At 43.3% G+C, this 15,636-nt stretch carries 15 protein-coding genes; 5 read left to right on the top strand and 10 right to left on the bottom strand.

Going from position 1 to position 15,636, the window contains the following annotated elements; genetic code table 11:
• Nucleotides 1-525: 525 nt before the first annotated feature.
• Nucleotides 526-1,329, bottom strand: a complete 804-nt coding sequence (gene pssA / locus B158_RS0112720; RefSeq protein ID WP_018625776.1) for a CDP-diacylglycerol--serine O-phosphatidyltransferase — start codon at nt 1,327-1,329, stop codon at nt 526-528.
• 183 nt (nt 1,330-1,512) lie between these two features.
• Between pssA and B158_RS0112715 the strand changes: the two genes are divergently transcribed.
• Complete coding sequence (locus B158_RS0112715) at nt 1,513-1,794, top strand: DUF3579 domain-containing protein (RefSeq protein ID WP_018625775.1); 282 nt, start codon at nt 1,513-1,515, stop codon at nt 1,792-1,794.
• Nucleotides 1,795-1,851: 57 nt separating this feature from the next.
• The gene (locus tag B158_RS0112710; protein ID WP_018625774.1) at nt 1,852-2,328 is read left to right on the top strand and encodes a DUF4124 domain-containing protein; all 477 of its coding nucleotides are present in this window, start codon (nt 1,852-1,854) and stop codon (nt 2,326-2,328) included.
• A 60-nt stretch (nt 2,329-2,388) separates the two neighbouring features.
• On the opposite strand, the gene B158_RS0112705 is transcribed toward B158_RS0112710, so the two are convergent.
• The 3 genes from B158_RS0112705 to B158_RS0112695 are packed head-to-tail and all read right to left on the bottom strand — an operon-like array spanning nt 2,389 to nt 4,220.
• Nucleotides 2,389-2,958: a hypothetical protein gene (locus B158_RS0112705; RefSeq protein WP_018625773.1), complete on the bottom strand. Its 570-nt coding sequence runs from the start codon at nt 2,956-2,958 to the stop codon at nt 2,389-2,391.
• A gap of 16 nt (nt 2,959-2,974) precedes the next feature.
• Nucleotides 2,975-3,721, bottom strand: a complete 747-nt coding sequence (locus B158_RS0112700) for a hypothetical protein (RefSeq protein ID WP_018625772.1) — start codon at nt 3,719-3,721, stop codon at nt 2,975-2,977.
• A gap of 16 nt (nt 3,722-3,737) precedes the next feature.
• Nucleotides 3,738-4,220: a hypothetical protein gene (locus B158_RS0112695; protein ID WP_228127106.1), complete on the bottom strand. Its 483-nt coding sequence runs from the start codon at nt 4,218-4,220 to the stop codon at nt 3,738-3,740.
• 119 nt (nt 4,221-4,339) lie between these two features.
• Here B158_RS0112695 and B158_RS0112690 point away from each other — a divergent pair, with 119 nt between their 5' ends.
• Nucleotides 4,340-5,539, top strand: a complete 1,200-nt coding sequence (locus tag B158_RS0112690) for an NnrS family protein (RefSeq protein ID WP_026309407.1) — start codon at nt 4,340-4,342, stop codon at nt 5,537-5,539.
• A gap of 71 nt (nt 5,540-5,610) precedes the next feature.
• Here B158_RS0112690 and clpB read toward each other — a convergent pair whose 3' ends face one another.
• From clpB to rluD, 4 genes are all read right to left on the bottom strand, one after another.
• Nucleotides 5,611-8,199, bottom strand: a complete 2,589-nt coding sequence (gene clpB, locus B158_RS0112685; RefSeq protein ID WP_026309406.1) for an ATP-dependent chaperone ClpB — start codon at nt 8,197-8,199, stop codon at nt 5,611-5,613.
• A 229-nt stretch (nt 8,200-8,428) separates the two neighbouring features.
• A complete protein-coding gene (locus B158_RS0112680) occupies nt 8,429-9,157 on the bottom strand; it encodes a lysophospholipid acyltransferase family protein (RefSeq protein ID WP_018625768.1) in 729 nt (242 codons plus the stop codon).
• A 30-nt stretch (nt 9,158-9,187) separates the two neighbouring features.
• Nucleotides 9,188-9,913: a peptidoglycan editing factor PgeF gene (pgeF, locus tag B158_RS0112675; RefSeq protein ID WP_018625767.1), complete on the bottom strand. Its 726-nt coding sequence runs from the start codon at nt 9,911-9,913 to the stop codon at nt 9,188-9,190.
• Nucleotides 9,910-10,884, bottom strand: a complete 975-nt coding sequence (rluD, locus tag B158_RS0112670) for a 23S rRNA pseudouridine(1911/1915/1917) synthase RluD (RefSeq protein ID WP_018625766.1) — start codon at nt 10,882-10,884, stop codon at nt 9,910-9,912. Before rluD ends, pgeF begins: the two co-directional genes overlap by 4 nt.
• A gap of 93 nt (nt 10,885-10,977) precedes the next feature.
• On the opposite strand from rluD, the gene B158_RS0112665 reads away from it, so the two are divergent.
• Entirely contained in the window at nt 10,978-11,748 is a 771-nt protein-coding gene (locus B158_RS0112665; RefSeq protein WP_026309404.1) for an outer membrane protein assembly factor BamD, read from the top strand.
• Nucleotides 11,749-11,835: 87 nt separating this feature from the next.
• On the opposite strand, the gene B158_RS0112660 is transcribed toward B158_RS0112665, so the two are convergent.
• Both B158_RS0112660 and B158_RS0112655 read right to left on the bottom strand, forming a co-directional pair.
• A complete protein-coding gene (locus tag B158_RS0112660) occupies nt 11,836-12,174 on the bottom strand; it encodes a P-II family nitrogen regulator (RefSeq protein ID WP_018625764.1) in 339 nt (112 codons plus the stop codon).
• Between the two features lie 27 nt (nt 12,175-12,201).
• Complete coding sequence (locus B158_RS0112655) at nt 12,202-13,836, bottom strand: NAD+ synthase (RefSeq protein ID WP_026309403.1); 1,635 nt, start codon at nt 13,834-13,836, stop codon at nt 12,202-12,204.
• A 125-nt stretch (nt 13,837-13,961) separates the two neighbouring features.
• Between B158_RS0112655 and B158_RS0112650 the strand changes: the two genes are divergently transcribed.
• The gene (locus B158_RS0112650) at nt 13,962-15,623 is read left to right on the top strand and encodes a sensor histidine kinase (RefSeq protein ID WP_018625762.1); all 1,662 of its coding nucleotides are present in this window, start codon (nt 13,962-13,964) and stop codon (nt 15,621-15,623) included.
• Nucleotides 15,624-15,636: the final 13 nt, after the last annotated feature.

The following is a 15,636-nucleotide window of genomic DNA, read 5'->3' as shown; positions in this document are numbered from 1 at the left end:
ACAAATTGTCTTATCTTCTCTGTTAAAGAACGTCTTGGCGAAGAACCTGCTCCGCTCAAGTGGGCGCACATTATATATCGCCCCAACCTCCTGTCAACATCTTTTGATAATCTTTTTTAACTTTCTGTTAAACAAACAATTATCAACCATTTCGCTCCTTCGAAATGCCTCCGAGTTTCCTCAGAGCCGGCGCGCATTATAGAGCGCCATAACTTCCTGTCAACACCTTTTCAAAAACTTTTTTCTACGCTTCTGAAACCTTCCTTCCTGGACTTCCCTTCCGCGACTTCTGCCTCGAAAGTGGTGCGCATTATAAGCACCATTTCCCACTTCGCAAGCTCTTTTTGAATGTTTTCAAAAGTTTTTTGCGAGCTGATCATTATAACGCCAAAAAGGATGAATTTTAAACAGGTTTTTATGATTTAGATAAATAGAACTAATGAATGGAGCTGGATTTTATAAGGTTTTACATTTGGGTAATAAAAGAGGCACATATTTACTGTGCCTCTCGCTGGTTAAGAATATCTATTTTTTGCCGTTTTCTTCAGATTCTTCATTGATTTCGGATTGGTCGGCTTCTTCTAACTTACGCAATCGCCTTTCTTCTTTAATATCCTTTATACGCCATAGAGTCATAACAGGACCCGATAATGCATAGATGGCGAAACCGCTAAATAGAACCAATGGTGGCTCAGAGGCGACCAATACGAATATCAGTACGATTAACAAGACACCAATAAAAGGGATCTTGCCTTTCCAGTCGACTTCTTTGAAGCTCGAATACCTGAAGTTACTAACCATTAGCAGACCAACCACCATGGTCATAATAGCTATATATATGCCCCAAGGCTTTGAATCCCACTCATAATCGGAGCCTAACCACACTAAACCGGCAATAATCGCAGCGGCTGATGGACTGGCCAACCCCTGAAAGTAACGTTTGTCTGCTGTTGCAACTTGGGTATTGAATCGGGCAAGTCTTAATGCAGCACCAACTACATAGACAAATGCAGCAAGCCAGCCTATTTTACCCGTGTCATATAAAGCCCAGTTGTAGATAACAAGTGCAGGAGCGATACCAAAAGAGATCATATCGGCCATTGAGTCATATTCAGCGCCAAAATCACTTTGAGTATTTGTCATTCGCGCAATACGGCCATCCAGCCCATCCATAATCATTGCGATGAAAATAGCGACTGCAGCACTGGCAAAAGCTCCTTGCATAGAAGCCACTACAGCATAAAAGCCAGCGAACAGACCAGCCGTGGTCAATAAATTAGGAAGAAGATAAATACCGCGTTTATGTGCTACTTGCTTGTTGGCTTTCATTAAAATTGTTACCTAGTGAATCTAAATCGTTGATGTCGTTACATTAACACACTCAAGAACAGCTGGAGAAGTGTTTTGTAGAGTGTTACTTTATAGCTTCAAACCCTTTGCATATAGATGGGTATATTGACAGCGGCGACGATTCTGTCAATATACGCGCAACTTATCAAGTAAAAGCCAGATATGAGCGAAACGCAAACCAGCAAGCGCTTTATTATTAAAGGAAGAACAGAAACTGGGGAAACGTTCAGACCTAGTGACTGGGCCGAGCGAATGTGCGGTAATCTGTGTACCTTTCGTAATCGCAGAATGGTTTACTCTCCCCTTTTAAGGCCAGCCGTTATTGATGGTGTAAAGTGTGTGATAATTTCAAACCAGTTATCATTAGAACACCCCAATCTATTCAAACAGTTGCTAGATTTTGCCAAAACGAATAAATTAGTGCTTATTGAAGAAGATGCCTGAGCCAATAATTTCCCGGCTCAGCCTTTGTAACCAACATCAAAAAGAGAATGGAAAGTTATGGCTAAAATCAAATACATTGTTTTGACCGCCATTTTAGGGTTAGGTTTATCTGCGATGGCAAGCGCTAATCAACCCATTTACAAATGGAAAGATGAAAAAGGGAATATCAAATATACCCAAACTAAGCCACCCTATGGCGTCAGCTATGAAACCATAAACCAAAGAGTGAGTGATTCAAAGCCTGTTTCGGAGCGCGGAAACGATCAAAGTGCGGAAGCTGCAAACTCTATGGCCAGCTCACAAGACGATGTTATTGCCAAGCAAGAAGCCCAAAAGAAAAGCATTGAAGCACAGAATAAAGAAATTGCCCGCAAGAACTGCACTATCGCGAAAAATAATCTTGAAGTATTAGAAAGCAGGACCCGCGTTCAAATAGAGGAAAACGGCGAGCGCAGAATGCTAACTGATACAGAGCGTGAAGAACGTTTAAAGCAAGCTCGTGAAAACGTTAAAAAATATTGTGATGAAAAATAATAAATAGTTCGTCAGATACAAAAAAGCCCTCAACTTTGAGGGCTTTTTATTTGCCTGCAATTAGAAAGGATATGAAGAATACCAGAGAACCCAGGTATATTGAGTTGCTTCTGAACTTGTTCTTCTGCCGTCATCCCAGTAGCCAGTTCTTTTATATTTAACTAACTCGTAGGAAACAGAAGTATTACCAGCTTGTGCATGGCGAATCTTATCGTCTTCAAGGCGTATTAAGTATGAACGAGAAGCTGCTCCATAAGCTGCCCCAACCGAAGAGTTCAACAATAGAACACCATATAAAGGTGTCTGGCGATCACCGATGTAAATTCTCACTTTTTTAGCACCACAGCTCAGTGCATCTTGCGCCTGAGTTAATAGCGTATTATTTGAGAATCGACGGCAATAGCCACTCCAAATGTTATTTTGGAATGGTGATGTAAAACGCTCGCCACCTTTGAGTTCAAATGAACCATCTTCTGCAACAATACGAATACCTTCAGCCACTGTTCCCTGCTGAATTGGTACAATTCTCATGTCGGTAGTATCAGTATGGTAGGGTTCAGAGCCCATAGCCAATAACAGAAACACCGATAGCACAATTGTGCTAATCAATGATTTTTGCCAAACTTTCATTACTCACTCCTCTGGATTAAAATTTTAAAATTAAAGCGTTATTAGCCCAGCTATAGCTACCAAACTGTGCCCCTTTATTGATAACTACCTGTTCCGAGCCGGTAAATCCCGATACAACTACTCCGTTAATTGAAGCAATTTTTGAACATTTAAATTGACTCACTTGTGAACCATGTAATCTTGAGTCAGCCTGATCACCAAGCAACCTTGAGTCAGCTTGATCACCGAGCATTCTTTGATCGGCTTGATCTCCATGCAATCTTGAGTCAGCTTGATCACCCAGCATCCGCTGGTCAGCCTGGTCGCCATGCAATCTTGAGTCGGCTTGATCGCCCAGCATCCGCTGGTCGGCCTGATCGCCATGCAGTCTAGAATCAGCCTGATCGCCCAGCATCCGCTGATCAGCCTGGTCACCATGTATCCTAGAGTCAGCCTGGTCGCCCAGCATCCGCTGATCAGCCTGGTCACCATGTAACCTAGAGTCAGCCTGGTCGCCCAACATCCGTTGATCGGCCTGATCACCCAGCAACCTTTGGTCGGCCTGGTCCCCATGTAATCTGGTTTGCTGGCAAACATCAGGAAGAAGGTAGTACGCTTGATTGACTACAAGATAAGTTTCTTCAATTGCAGGCTTATTATTGGAAAAAATAAGTGGAGTGGTTCCCTTCGGAGTACTGGAATAAGTACGCTGAGTTTCAGCCATGAAACATCCGTTCAACAGCAAGCAGCTAAGCGCTAAGCCAGCAAGACTGACATTTTTCATATTTAAAATTTCCTTATTACTTACTGTCTTCTTTGAACTGCAAAGAACCGCGCAACAATAAGTAGGTTAATAGTGTAGATCCTGCCCCAGCTAATAACGAATAAAACAAATCGAAATGATCATATGTTCCATTCGTCACCCCAAAGAACTGAAGCAGTTCGTAAAAAATAGCACAGCCCATTCCTAGTGGCAATAATTTTGAAAGTGAGAACTGGTTCACCCATAAACCCACTAAAAATGAGGCGCAGGCACTTGACCATAGAATATCTGGTAAGTGGTAAGCGACCCATCCCTGCTGGTATATAAGAGGAAGTCGCTGGGCTACATCTGTCAGCAAAGTCATCACCGCAGGCAGCTGTTTTGAAAGCATGGCAAAGGCTACCAGCTCATTACCCGACTGGAGGTAGATAATCACCCCTATCAATAATTGAAAGCCTATAAACAACAGCCAGAGAATATATCGAGCAACCATAAGTCTTAGATTTGATTTTTTTATCATTGTAACCATGACTTGAGTTCTTGAAAGAACAATTTTGACCAAATAAAGATGTATTTTTTATACCTCTTTAATTTATAATGAAGTTGTTAATACTTCTATGTCATTGAGATTCGTTAAATATGCAAATACTAGACTCGCAAAAAGAAAACGCAATCTGGCCATTATTTCGTTTGGGCTTCCGGGTTTTCTTCCTAGGAGGAGCCTTGGTTGCAACAGTAACCATGGTGTTATGGCTATTGTTCTTAACCGGGCATAATTATTTGCCTGGGATTCAGAACTCAGTATGGTGGCATGCGCATGAAATGCTATTTGGCTTTACTCTAGCCATTATTGCAGGCTTTGTACTTACGGCAATGCAAAACTGGACGGGAATTCCAGGTGTTCGCGGTTGGCCACTGGCGATTGCATCCTGTTTATGGTTTTTGCCAAGAATTTTGTTACCAGCACTGGGTGAAACAAACTGGTTGGTTATGACTTTGGACATCGCATGGCTGCCGCTCATAGCGATATTTCTAGCACGTCCAGTGATCCAGGTCAGACAGTGGCGCAATCTATTTTTTGTGCCACTCATGCTGTTATTTACCATTCTCAATGGACTAAGCTATTACGCTGCACATATTAATGACTGGCTGCTTTCCGAACGTATTTTTATAACTGCTGTCCTTGCCATAACCGCCTTAATCACAGTCATGGGCGGACGTGTAATCCCCTTCTTCACATCTCGTGCAACCAATACTGACAAGCCTATGCCAATTCTCGCACTTGAATGGGTTTGTCTAGGATCAATCTGGCTGAGTACTTTTGCCTGGTTATTGTTACCAAGAAGTGAAAGCATGAATATGATTGTTGCTTCCCTAATGATTCTGGCTGCAGTGACCAACATTGTGCGGATTCTACGCTGGAAAACCATTGCTGCGCTTAAAGTCCCGCTATTATGGATTTTGCACCTTGGATATTGGTTTATACCTATTGGATTGCTTATCTTTGCAAGCGCTTTGCTTGAGCAAACAACTACATACTCCAATGCATCGCACTTCCTGACTGCGGGAGCTCTGGGTTCTGTAGTGCTAGGCATGATTGCACGAGTGTCACTAGGACACTCTGGCCGTCCGCTACAACCGAGCAAGTGGATGACAGTAGCATTTGCCATTGTGCTTTTAGCAGGTTTAATTAGAGGTTTTACCGCTTTGGTTGCACCAAACTATTTAGCTGACAGCTATCAAGCCAGCGGTGTTTTGTGGGTTGTTGCTTACGGTCTATTTGTGATCTTTTACTGGCCAGTTTTAACCAAACCAAGAATTGATGGCCGTCCGGGCTAAAATAAACCTCATAAAAAAAGCTCCAGAGTATATTGCTCTGGAGCTTTTTTGCCTAAGTTGAGATCAACAAGTTATTGCTTTATAGACAGATGGTCACCTTCAACATCCAGCGTTAGTGTTTTACCAATATCTACAGTACCCGCTAATATGGCTTGAGCCAATGGGTCTTCGACCTTGTGCTGAATAGCGCGTTTTAACGGACGAGCACCAAACACCGGGTCAAAACCAGATTCAGAGAGCAGGTCAAGCAGCCCATCTGTCACTTCTACCACAAAGCCCTGATCGCGAAGTCTTTGCAATAAACGCTCCATTTGAATTGCGGCAATCGACTTGATTTGCTCTTTGGCCAAAGGATGGAACACCACAATTTCATCAATACGGTTGATAAATTCTGGGCGGAAATGCTTACCTATAACATCCATCAGCATGGTCTTCATTTCCTCATAATCCTTATCACCATCACCAGACTGTCCACTATGCGCCTGAATCAGATCCGATCCCATGTTCGATGTCATGACAATCACAGTATTTTTGAAATCTACTGTTCTCCCCTGACTATCGGTTAGGCGACCATCTTCAAGAACTTGTAGCAACACATTGAAAACATCCGGGTGTGCTTTCTCAACCTCATCAAACAGAATCACAGAGTAAGGTTTACGGCGTACCGCTTCGGTCAAATAACCGCCCTGCTCGTAACCCACATAACCAGGAGGCGCTCCAATTAAGCGTGCCACAGCATGTTTTTCCATGAACTCTGACATGTCGATACGGACCATATTATCTTCACTATCAAACAGGAACTTGGCTAATGTTTTACACAACTCGGTTTTACCAACACCGGTTGGCCCAAGGAACAGGAATGAACCATTGGGACGGTTTGGATCGGAAAGCCCCGCGCGTGATCGACGAATAGCATTCGATACTGCGGTTACAGCCTCATCCTGCCCAATCACATTGTTATGCAGCACTTCTTCCATACGTAATAATTTCTCACGCTCACCTTCCAGCATTTTGGATACCGGAATCCCTGTCCATTTCGAAACCACTTCAGCAATTTCGACATCAGTGACTTTATTACGCAACAGCTGCATTTCGACTGTATCCTGCTCAGAAACCTTAGCCAGCTTAGCTTCAAGCTCCGGAATAGTTCCGTATTGCAATTCAGACATACGCGTTAAATCGCCTGCGCGTTGGGCAGCTTCTAACTCAACACGAGCTTTATCCAGATCGGCTTTGATATTCTGGGCTCCGTGCACTGAGGCTTTTTCTGATGACCAGATTTCATCAAGCTCAGCAAATTCTTTTTCCAGCTCATCAATCTGCTGCTCTAAATCCAGCAGACGTTTTTTCGAACTCTCGTCTTCTTCTTTTTTCAAAGCTTCGCGCTGAATTTTTAATTGAATCAAACGTCGCTCCAGCTTGTCCATTGCCTCAGGTTTCGAGTCTATTTCCATGCGGATACGACTGGCCGCTTCATCAATCAGATCGATAGCTTTATCAGGTAGCTGACGGTCTGTAATGTAGCGCTGTGATAAAGTCGTTGCGGCGACAATCGCCGGGTCAGTTATTTCAACACCATGATGCACTTCATAGCGCTCTTTCAAGCCGCGAAGAATGGCTATGGTATCTTCAGTAGTTGGTTCATCAACCAACACTTTCTGGAAGCGACGCTCCAGTGCAGCATCCTTTTCGATGTACTGGCGATATTCATCCAAAGTTGTCGCACCCACGCAGTGAAGTTCACCGCGTGCAAGCGCAGGTTTAAGCATATTACCGGCATCCATTGCGCCTTCGGCTTTACCCGCGCCAACCATGGTGTGCAGCTCGTCGATAAAAAGAATAACGCGCCCTTCTTCCTTAGCCAGGTCATTTAATACCGCTTTAAGACGTTCCTCAAATTCGCCACGGAATTTGGCACCGGCAATCAAAGCGCCCATATCCAGCGACAACACTCTTTTATTTTTCAGGCCTTCTGGTACTTCACCATTGACAATTCGCTGTGCCAAGCCTTCGACAATAGCGGTTTTACCGACACCAGGCGCACCAATTAGCACTGGGTTGTTTTTGCTGCGACGCTGAAGAACCTGAATACAGCGACGGATCTCATCATCACGCCCAATAACAGGATCCAGCTTACCGCTTTCAGCACGGGCATTCAGATCAATGGTGTATTTTTCCAAGGCTTGGCGATTATCTTCTGCATTAGGGTCATTGACGTTTTGACCGCCGCGGATCTGGGCAATAGCATCCTCTACCATCTTAGTGGTCACACCCTGGGCTTTAAGCAACTTACCTAAAGAGCCTTTATCTTCCAGAGCAGCCAGCAAAAACAGTTCTGAAGAAATGTATTGATCCTGACGTTGCTGAGAGATCTTGTCACAAACATTCAATAGTTTTCCAAGATCCGGGGAGATGTGGACTTCGCCACCGGTGCCACTAACCTGAGGCAGCTTGGCCAGTTCAGCATCAATGGCATTGATTAATTGACCGGCAGGAGCACCGATTTGATTTAGAATAGCCGATACACTATTACCTTGTTGCTGTAGCATCGATAGCATTAAGTGCAACGGCTCGATATATTGGTGATCCTTACCTAGCGCCAGGGATTGAGCATCCGCCAACGCTGATTGAAATTTACTGGTAAATTTATCCATTCTCATGCAAAAACCTCTCTTGAGTCATTGTCACTATTTGTGCGCAAACTCGATATAAAACACTATGTCTTACAAAATGTGGGTTTATTAGTCCTTTTCAAGAGCTTACAGCTTATTTTGATTAAATTTCGTTCGAATGAGTTGATATTTGTCAGGGAAAAAGCAGAAATAGGCTATTTATATTAAAATTGGAAAGAATTTTGAAGTTGGACTAAAAAGCTCAGAAACTGATGCGCTACTGAGCTTCTTTTGTGTTTTTCGCATCTTTTGAGAATGGATTACGATGGCCCAATAAAACTTCACCCAGGCGGTGAAGACTTTCATCATGATGGAAATAATGATGAGTAATGGTTGGAAATTGCAAAATTTTAGACTCTGAGCGTAAAAACAGCGGAGTGAACACACTGCCCTGCCCACGCACACCAATAATTCTACAGACAAATATAGAATGCCTGGTAAGTTCAGCCAGCTTTTTTATTCCGGGTTTTACACGAAATGGTTCTTCATCGTCTAGATGGATACGACCATGGGGGAACAAAGCTACAATTTCGCCCTGGTCAAGGGCGCGTCTAGCCTGGCGGAAAGCAATATCTGCTCGGCCGCTTCGATTCACGGGAATACAGCCAGCGCCTTTAAATAACCAGTTTAGGCCAAATCGATTGTATTCTTCCGTTGCTATCATGAATCGAATCGGACGATTACTGGCAGCAATCAAGAGGAGCGGATCAAGGCCTGATATATGATTTGAAATTAGGATTGCACCGCCTTCTGTAGGCAGCGAAAAGCGCTCATAATCAAGTCTATGAAAGCGAATACAGTAATAACGGCTTAGGCCATCAATGAAATTGAGAAAAGGCGAACCCCAATCAATATGATTATACTTTTTAGCGCCCTTGAGAAGTTTGACTATGAGTGCAGTTAAAATCAAAACTACAGCCAACAGTACCCACCAAAAAATCGTCATGCTTTAACACATACCTTTATCTAAATACTATTATTCTGATATCCAAATCATACTGGCCATACGACCTGTTCCACCGTCCCTACGGTAAGAGTAAAACTGCTGCTCATTCTCGTAGGTACACAATTGACTGAGATATACAGCAACTCCCTCGGACTCTAACTGCTTTTTTGCAAGGCCAGCAAGGTCTGCCTGCCAACGGCCTCGGTTATTTTGCACAAAGTAATCTTGATTACTAGCATCAAGATCAAGGAAAGCCTCTTTGACCTCATCGCCAACTTCAAAGCACTTTTGACTGATCGCAGGACCAATCCATGCCATCAAGGGTTCTGGTCTATCATAACTTGCTACGGTTTTTAGTAATATGCCATCTGCCAGGCCTCGCCAGCCTGCATGAGCAGCTGCAACCCAGCTGCCAGAGCTATTCGTCATTAAAACCGGTAAACAGTCCGCTGTCATAACCGCACAAGTTGCTGAGGTTTGACTGGTAACTATGGCGTCAGCTTCAACTAACTGATCTGTCCCCGAATATTCCACGACATTGCTGCTATGGATCTGATTGAGCCATTGTACCGGAGGATGAGTTGTTAACTGCTGCAAGCGCTTTCGATTTGTCATAACGGAAACTTCGTCATCACCAACATGCAGTCCGAGATTTAAACTATCGAATGGCGCTTTACTAACACCGCCTACACGAGTCGTGCTAAACGCTTGTATATTTACCGGAGCAGGCCAACTTGGCTTAATTAACTCGATCATTCTTCTGCTTCGAAGGTATCTCTATTTTCACGCAACTGTTCAAGTAAACTAGACATATCCTGAGGCAAAGGAGCCCGCCACTCTATGTATTCACCGGATTCAGGGTGATTAAGGCCAAGCAAACTGGCATGAAGCGCCTGTCTTTTAAAGCTATCCAGCGTTTCTCGTAATATCGGTGTTATTCTAGTAGGTACACGATAGCGACCACTGTACAAAGGATCGCCTACCAGAGGGAACTTAAGATAAGCCATATGGACACGAATCTGGTGAGTGCGACCGGTTTCCAGACGAAGTTTTAAATGAGTATGGTCAAGAAACTTTTCAACAACGCGGTAATGGGTAATGGCTCTTTTACCGTCAGGAACAACCGCCATTGAGGTCCGCTTAGTTGGATGACGGCCTATTGGCTTATCAATTGTGCCACCTGATACCATCACACGATTAACAACGGCATCGTATTCACGTGTAAAAGCACGGTTTTGTAACTGTTCGACCAGATTGGTATGTGCGGCAATGGTTTTGGCGACAACCAACAGACCTGTTGTTTCTTTATCAATACGATGAATAATCCCTGCTCTAGGCAAATTGGCTAGCTCAGGGCAATGGTGCAATAGAGCATTAACCATGGTCCCATCCTGATTTCCTGCTCCAGGATGAACGACGAGGCCAGCAGGCTTGTTAATGACTAATAAAGCATCGTCTTCGTAGACTATATCTAGGTCAATTGCCTCGGGCTTCCATTCACCGGCAACCTCAATTTCAGCATTGATTTCAATATCTTCGAAACCGGCCATTTTATACTTGTTAGATGTTATGACTTCGCCATTAACTTTAACGAAGCCGTTTTGGATCCATTCTTGAATACGCGAACGGGAATAATCACTAAATTGCTGAGATAAAGCAGCATCAAGCCTTTTTCCGTAAACTTTTTCGTCGAATATGTGTCTGAGTGCAATAGATTGGGTGGTCATTGTAAAATCACGTAAAAAGATTGGCCTATAACTGATGGTCAGTTAGAATGAGCCACATTGTATCAGGCTGAACACAAACAGAAAGAATTAAATATGCAAAAAAACAGTATTATCGTCCTTGTTCTATTAGTACTTTCGCTAGCTGGATGTTCTAGCACCCCAAAGGAAGACTCCCTTAAAAACACTAAAATATCTTCAATGACAGCTCAGGAGCTGTTTGACGGTGCTAAAAACTCAATGCGTTCAAGCAACTTTACTCGTGCCATCGAGTTATTAGAGGAAATCGACACGCGCTATCCATTTGGTCGAATTTCTGAACAGGCAAAATTAGAGTTAATTTATGCTTATTTCAAAAAAGGTGACTATGAGTCAGGTCAGGCATTAGCCGATCGTTTTCTTCGCCAGCACCCGCAACACGAAAATGCAGATTACGTTTATTACATGAAAGGCGTTATGCATTATGAGCAAGAGGTCGGCACATTCAAAGAAGTCTTCACCGCCGACATTGAAAAACGTGATACCACTAATATCAAAGCGGCATTCGATAATTTTAAAGCATTAGTTGAAGTATATCCTGAAAGCAAATATGCACCTGATGCACGTCAACGCATGATTCAGATCCGAAATATGCTGGCGGACTACGAGCTACACGTTGCCCGTTACTACATGCAAAGAGACACTTATATTGCTGCCGCTAATCGCGCCAAATATATTGTAGAAAACTTTCCTAAAACCCCAGCTGTTCCAAGTGCATTAGAGATTTTAATAAACTCATACAATATTCTGGAACTACCAGAAATTGCCGAAGAATATCGCAAGGTTCTATTGTTAAATTATCCAGACTACAAGCTTGCTGAATTCTAATCCAGAAAGTTACACTTCAGGCATCAATATAAAAAAAGCGGGTTATGACAAACCCGCTTTTTTTGTTCTTAAAATTGATGAATCTGGCTAAATGGCATCCTCACCCTCTTCACCAGTACGAATACGAACCGCCCGCTCTATGTTAGTGACAAATATTTTACCGTCACCAATCTTACCCGTCCGCGCAACCTCAATAATAGTTTCAACACACTTATCAACCAGGTCGTCATCAATAACAACTTCAATTTTAGCTTTAGGCAGAAAATCCACCATATATTCTGCGCCGCGATACAGTTCGGTGTGACCTTTTTGTCGCCCGAAGCCTTTTACTTCAGTGACTGTCATACCATTGACACCCAGGTCAGTCAGAGCTTCACGTATATCATCAAGCTTGAACGGTTTGATGATGGCTTCTATTTTTTTCATTGGTGTTTCCTTCTCAAACAATCTGCTTTACTTAGATTTAAACTGTCGGCCAAAACCTGAGGTTATCGGATAACGGCGATCGCGACCAAAGGCTCTTTGTGTGATTCGAATGCCTGGAGGTGCCTGGCGTCGTTTATGCTCATTAATATCAACCAGCCAAATCACTCGACGGACATCTGCTTCGTCATAACCCATGGCAACAATATCATCAATGCCTTTATCCTGCTCGACATAAGCTTCCAATATGGCGTCAAGGATATCATACGGAGGTAAATTGTCTTCATCCTTTTGGTCTGGGGCAAGTTCGGCAGATGGTGGTCGTGTAATCACACGCTCAGGAATCACTGGTGAAATCGTGTTCCGATACCTTGCCAGACGATAGACCATGGTCTTAGAAACGTCTTTGAGCACATCGAGTCCGCCAGCCATATCACCGTATAGAGTACAGTAACCCACTGCCACTTCAGACTTATTGCCCGTGGTAAGAACCAGTCGTCCAAATTTATTGGAGAGCGCCATCAATAATGTTCCGCGACAACGAGCCTGAATATTCTGCTCAGTTAGATCAGTTTCAGTCCCTGCAAACTGACTCGATAATTGAGACATGAAAGCTTCATACATTGGCTCAATTGAAATAACGTCAAATTCGATACCTAACGCCTTAGCTTCCGCTTCAGCATCTTCGATACTCATGCTGGCTGTATAGCGAAACGGCATCATGACTGCATTGACGTTCTCTTTGCCCAGTGCATCAACCGCAACGGCTAAGGTAACGGCTGAATCAATACCTCCTGAAAGCCCTAATAAAGCGCCCTTAAAACCATTTTTATGAGCATAATCGCGAACGCCCAAAACCAAAGCCTGCCATATTTCTTCTTCGCCATGGAATTGGTTTAAGTAACCTTTGCTTGGCTTAATGGCACCCGAAGTCTTATCAAAGTCAATAAATGCAAAGTCTTCAGCCATTTCCGCCATTTGGAAAACCCGTTGCCCTTCTTCATTATAAACCGCTGAGCAACCATCAAAGATCAGCTCATCCTGACCGCCAATCTGGTTAACGTAAACAATCGGCAGTTCGTTCTCTCTGGCGCGGGCCCCCATTTCGGCACTGCGCAAAGCACCCTTGCCATAACAATATGGCGATGCATTAGGGCTTAAAAGGATATCTGCTCCAAGGGCTTTAACTCGCGCTGTTGGTTCTGGATACCACAAGTCTTCACATACCAACAGCCCCACATTAACGCCTTTAAATTCAAAGACACAATCTTCTGAGCCAGACTCAAAATAACGCTTTTCGTCAAACACTGAATAATTTGGTAGGAGCTGTTTTCGATATTGCACTAATATTTTGTTTTGGTGGATGACGGTGGCAACATTAAACAGGCCTTCTGGCTCTTTAATTGGATGTCCTATTACCATGGCGACATTTGAATTGAGACTGAGCAACTCGTCTATTGCATCATCAATAATCGTATATAGATCCGGGCGTAACAGAAGGTCTTCAGGAGGGTATCCACAAAGTGAAAGCTCAGAAAACACGACAATATCAGCATTATCTGATTCTGCCTGCTTTAACGAGGACTTTATTAGCTCAAGATTGTGGCGAATGTCGCCAACCGTGTAATTGTTTTGCGCAATCGCTATTCGCATCGCCGAACTCAACTGATAATTTGCCCTATATTTTCCAGCAATTACAAATTTTTTCAATGAGTTATACAGCCAATGCTTGAAATCATCACAAACTCAACATAACCTAAGTGACACATATCGATAGTTCAGGATGCTTAGTGTTTGATAACAATAAAAAAATAGACTTCGGATGGCAGTTTTTACGCTACTACTCGGTGGCGCGTCTGGTTATTGCCCTGCTGCTTTTTCTGCTTCCTTTTATCGCTAAATCTCAAGGCGGACTATATGACCAGGACGTCTACACCACAGCTGCTATAAGCTACGTTATTCTGGCAAGCTTACTCCTCTTTCTTTCCTTTGTTGAACACCAGTTCCATATCCAGGCCTACAGCCAACCTTTTACTGACATTCTGATGTTAAGTTTGCTCGCTTATGCCGGACAGTCAGACAGCGCAGGATATATTGTTCTCATGGCACTGGTTGCTATTTTTGCATTGCTACTGGTTCGTAACCGGCTGGGTATGTTATACGGCATACTGGTAAGCGTTGGCCTGGTACTGGTCTACCGTTTTCGTGAGGGTGAGTTTGATCAGACTTTCTTCTCAGAAGTCAGTTTACAAATTGCTGGTATTTTAGTGGTCACCCTATTGGGTAACATACTGGCCAGAAGGTTAACCTATTACGAAGAAGAAACTGCTGAGCAACAACGTTCAATTGCCCATATGCATCGGTTGAACAGCCAGATTATTGAGAAGATGAATCGAGGCATTATCGTAGTTGATGATCAAAATCGAATCCGTCATATCAATCAAACAGCATGGTATGGGCTTGGGTTGCCTGATACCCCTATTGGTAAACCATTAGCTGCAATTACAGATGACCTAGATTATCAACTAAAAAGAACCAATCGCACATCACACGAAGGACTGCCATTTCGTGCAACCAGCACTGGCCCCCAGTTACTACCCCGCTTTATTCCGCTGAATACCAATGAAATGACTTTAATCCTGCTGGATAACTACTCAGATGTCATCAAGAAAGCACAGCAGTTAAAACTGGCCTCATTAGGACAATTGACCGCTAGCATCGCCCATGAAATCAGGAATCCTTTGAGCGCCATTAACCAATCGATACAAATGCTTTTGGAAAGCGTCAGCGAAAACCCACAGGAACAGCAACTGATGGAAATTATTGAGCGACAGTCAAAACGCATCAATGAAATTATCGACAACATCCAGAAAGTATCGAAACGCAAACCTCCGGAGCGTCAGATATTAGTACTGGACAGATTTTTACCCAGCTTTATTAAGGAATACCAGCAAGGATTACAGGAGACGGCTACCATCACAACAGAAGGCGTTGAGCCAGGCCTGAAAGTGGCATTTGACCAGTCGCAGTTGAAGCAGGTTCTATCGAACCTTTTTGATAATGCGCTAAAGTACAGCCACCTAAATACTAATCAATACCAACTCCATCTAGCCGCAGGGCGTGACCCCCTCAGCGGCGATCTATTTCTAGACGTTATAGATGAAGGTGTAGGTGTTTCAATGGAAGAAAAAGATAAAATATTTGAGCCTTTTTATACAACCCATCATAGCGGTACCGGACTAGGACTTTATATATCAAAGGAACTTTGTGAGGCCAATCAGGCGAGACTGGATTGCATACCAGTAGCTTTTGGTGGAGCCTGTTTTAGAATAAGCTTTGATACCAGTAGCTTTATGATTGATGCAGAACTTGCAGAGCAACTTGCAGACATTGAATCTGAAGATGCTATTAATCTAGAAAGTACAACGCCGAAAGAAGACAGACGACGTTAATTTTCCAAAAAAG

This window comes from Kangiella aquimarina DSM 16071 (assembly GCF_000374105.1).
GTDB lineage: Bacteria > Pseudomonadota > Gammaproteobacteria > Enterobacterales > Kangiellaceae > Kangiella > Kangiella aquimarina.
The sequence above is the reverse complement of the archived record's forward strand: the minus strand, read 5'-3'. Positions and strand labels throughout refer to the sequence as shown.

Coding starts and splice junctions, on each gene's coding strand:
- pssA (WP_018625776.1), bottom strand. CDS start 1,329: ATGAAAGCCAACAAGCAAGTAGCACATAAACGCGGTATTTATCTTCTT.
- B158_RS0112715 (WP_018625775.1), top strand. CDS start 1,513: ATGAGCGAAACGCAAACCAGCAAGCGCTTTATTATTAAAGGAAGAACA.
- B158_RS0112710 (WP_018625774.1), top strand. CDS start 1,852: ATGGCTAAAATCAAATACATTGTTTTGACCGCCATTTTAGGGTTAGGT.
- B158_RS0112705 (WP_018625773.1), bottom strand. CDS start 2,958: ATGAAAGTTTGGCAAAAATCATTGATTAGCACAATTGTGCTATCGGTG.
- B158_RS0112700 (WP_018625772.1), bottom strand. CDS start 3,721: ATGAAAAATGTCAGTCTTGCTGGCTTAGCGCTTAGCTGCTTGCTGTTG.
- B158_RS0112695 (WP_228127106.1), bottom strand. CDS start 4,220: ATGATAAAAAAATCAAATCTAAGACTTATGGTTGCTCGATATATTCTC.
- B158_RS0112690 (WP_026309407.1), top strand. CDS start 4,340: ATGCAAATACTAGACTCGCAAAAAGAAAACGCAATCTGGCCATTATTT.
- clpB (WP_026309406.1), bottom strand. CDS start 8,199: ATGAGAATGGATAAATTTACCAGTAAATTTCAATCAGCGTTGGCGGAT.
- B158_RS0112680 (WP_018625768.1), bottom strand. CDS start 9,157: ATGACGATTTTTTGGTGGGTACTGTTGGCTGTAGTTTTGATTTTAACT.
- pgeF (WP_018625767.1), bottom strand. CDS start 9,913: ATGATCGAGTTAATTAAGCCAAGTTGGCCTGCTCCGGTAAATATACAA.
- rluD (WP_018625766.1), bottom strand. CDS start 10,884: ATGACCACCCAATCTATTGCACTCAGACACATATTCGACGAAAAAGTT.
- B158_RS0112665 (WP_026309404.1), top strand. CDS start 10,978: ATGCAAAAAAACAGTATTATCGTCCTTGTTCTATTAGTACTTTCGCTA.
- B158_RS0112660 (WP_018625764.1), bottom strand. CDS start 12,174: ATGAAAAAAATAGAAGCCATCATCAAACCGTTCAAGCTTGATGATATA.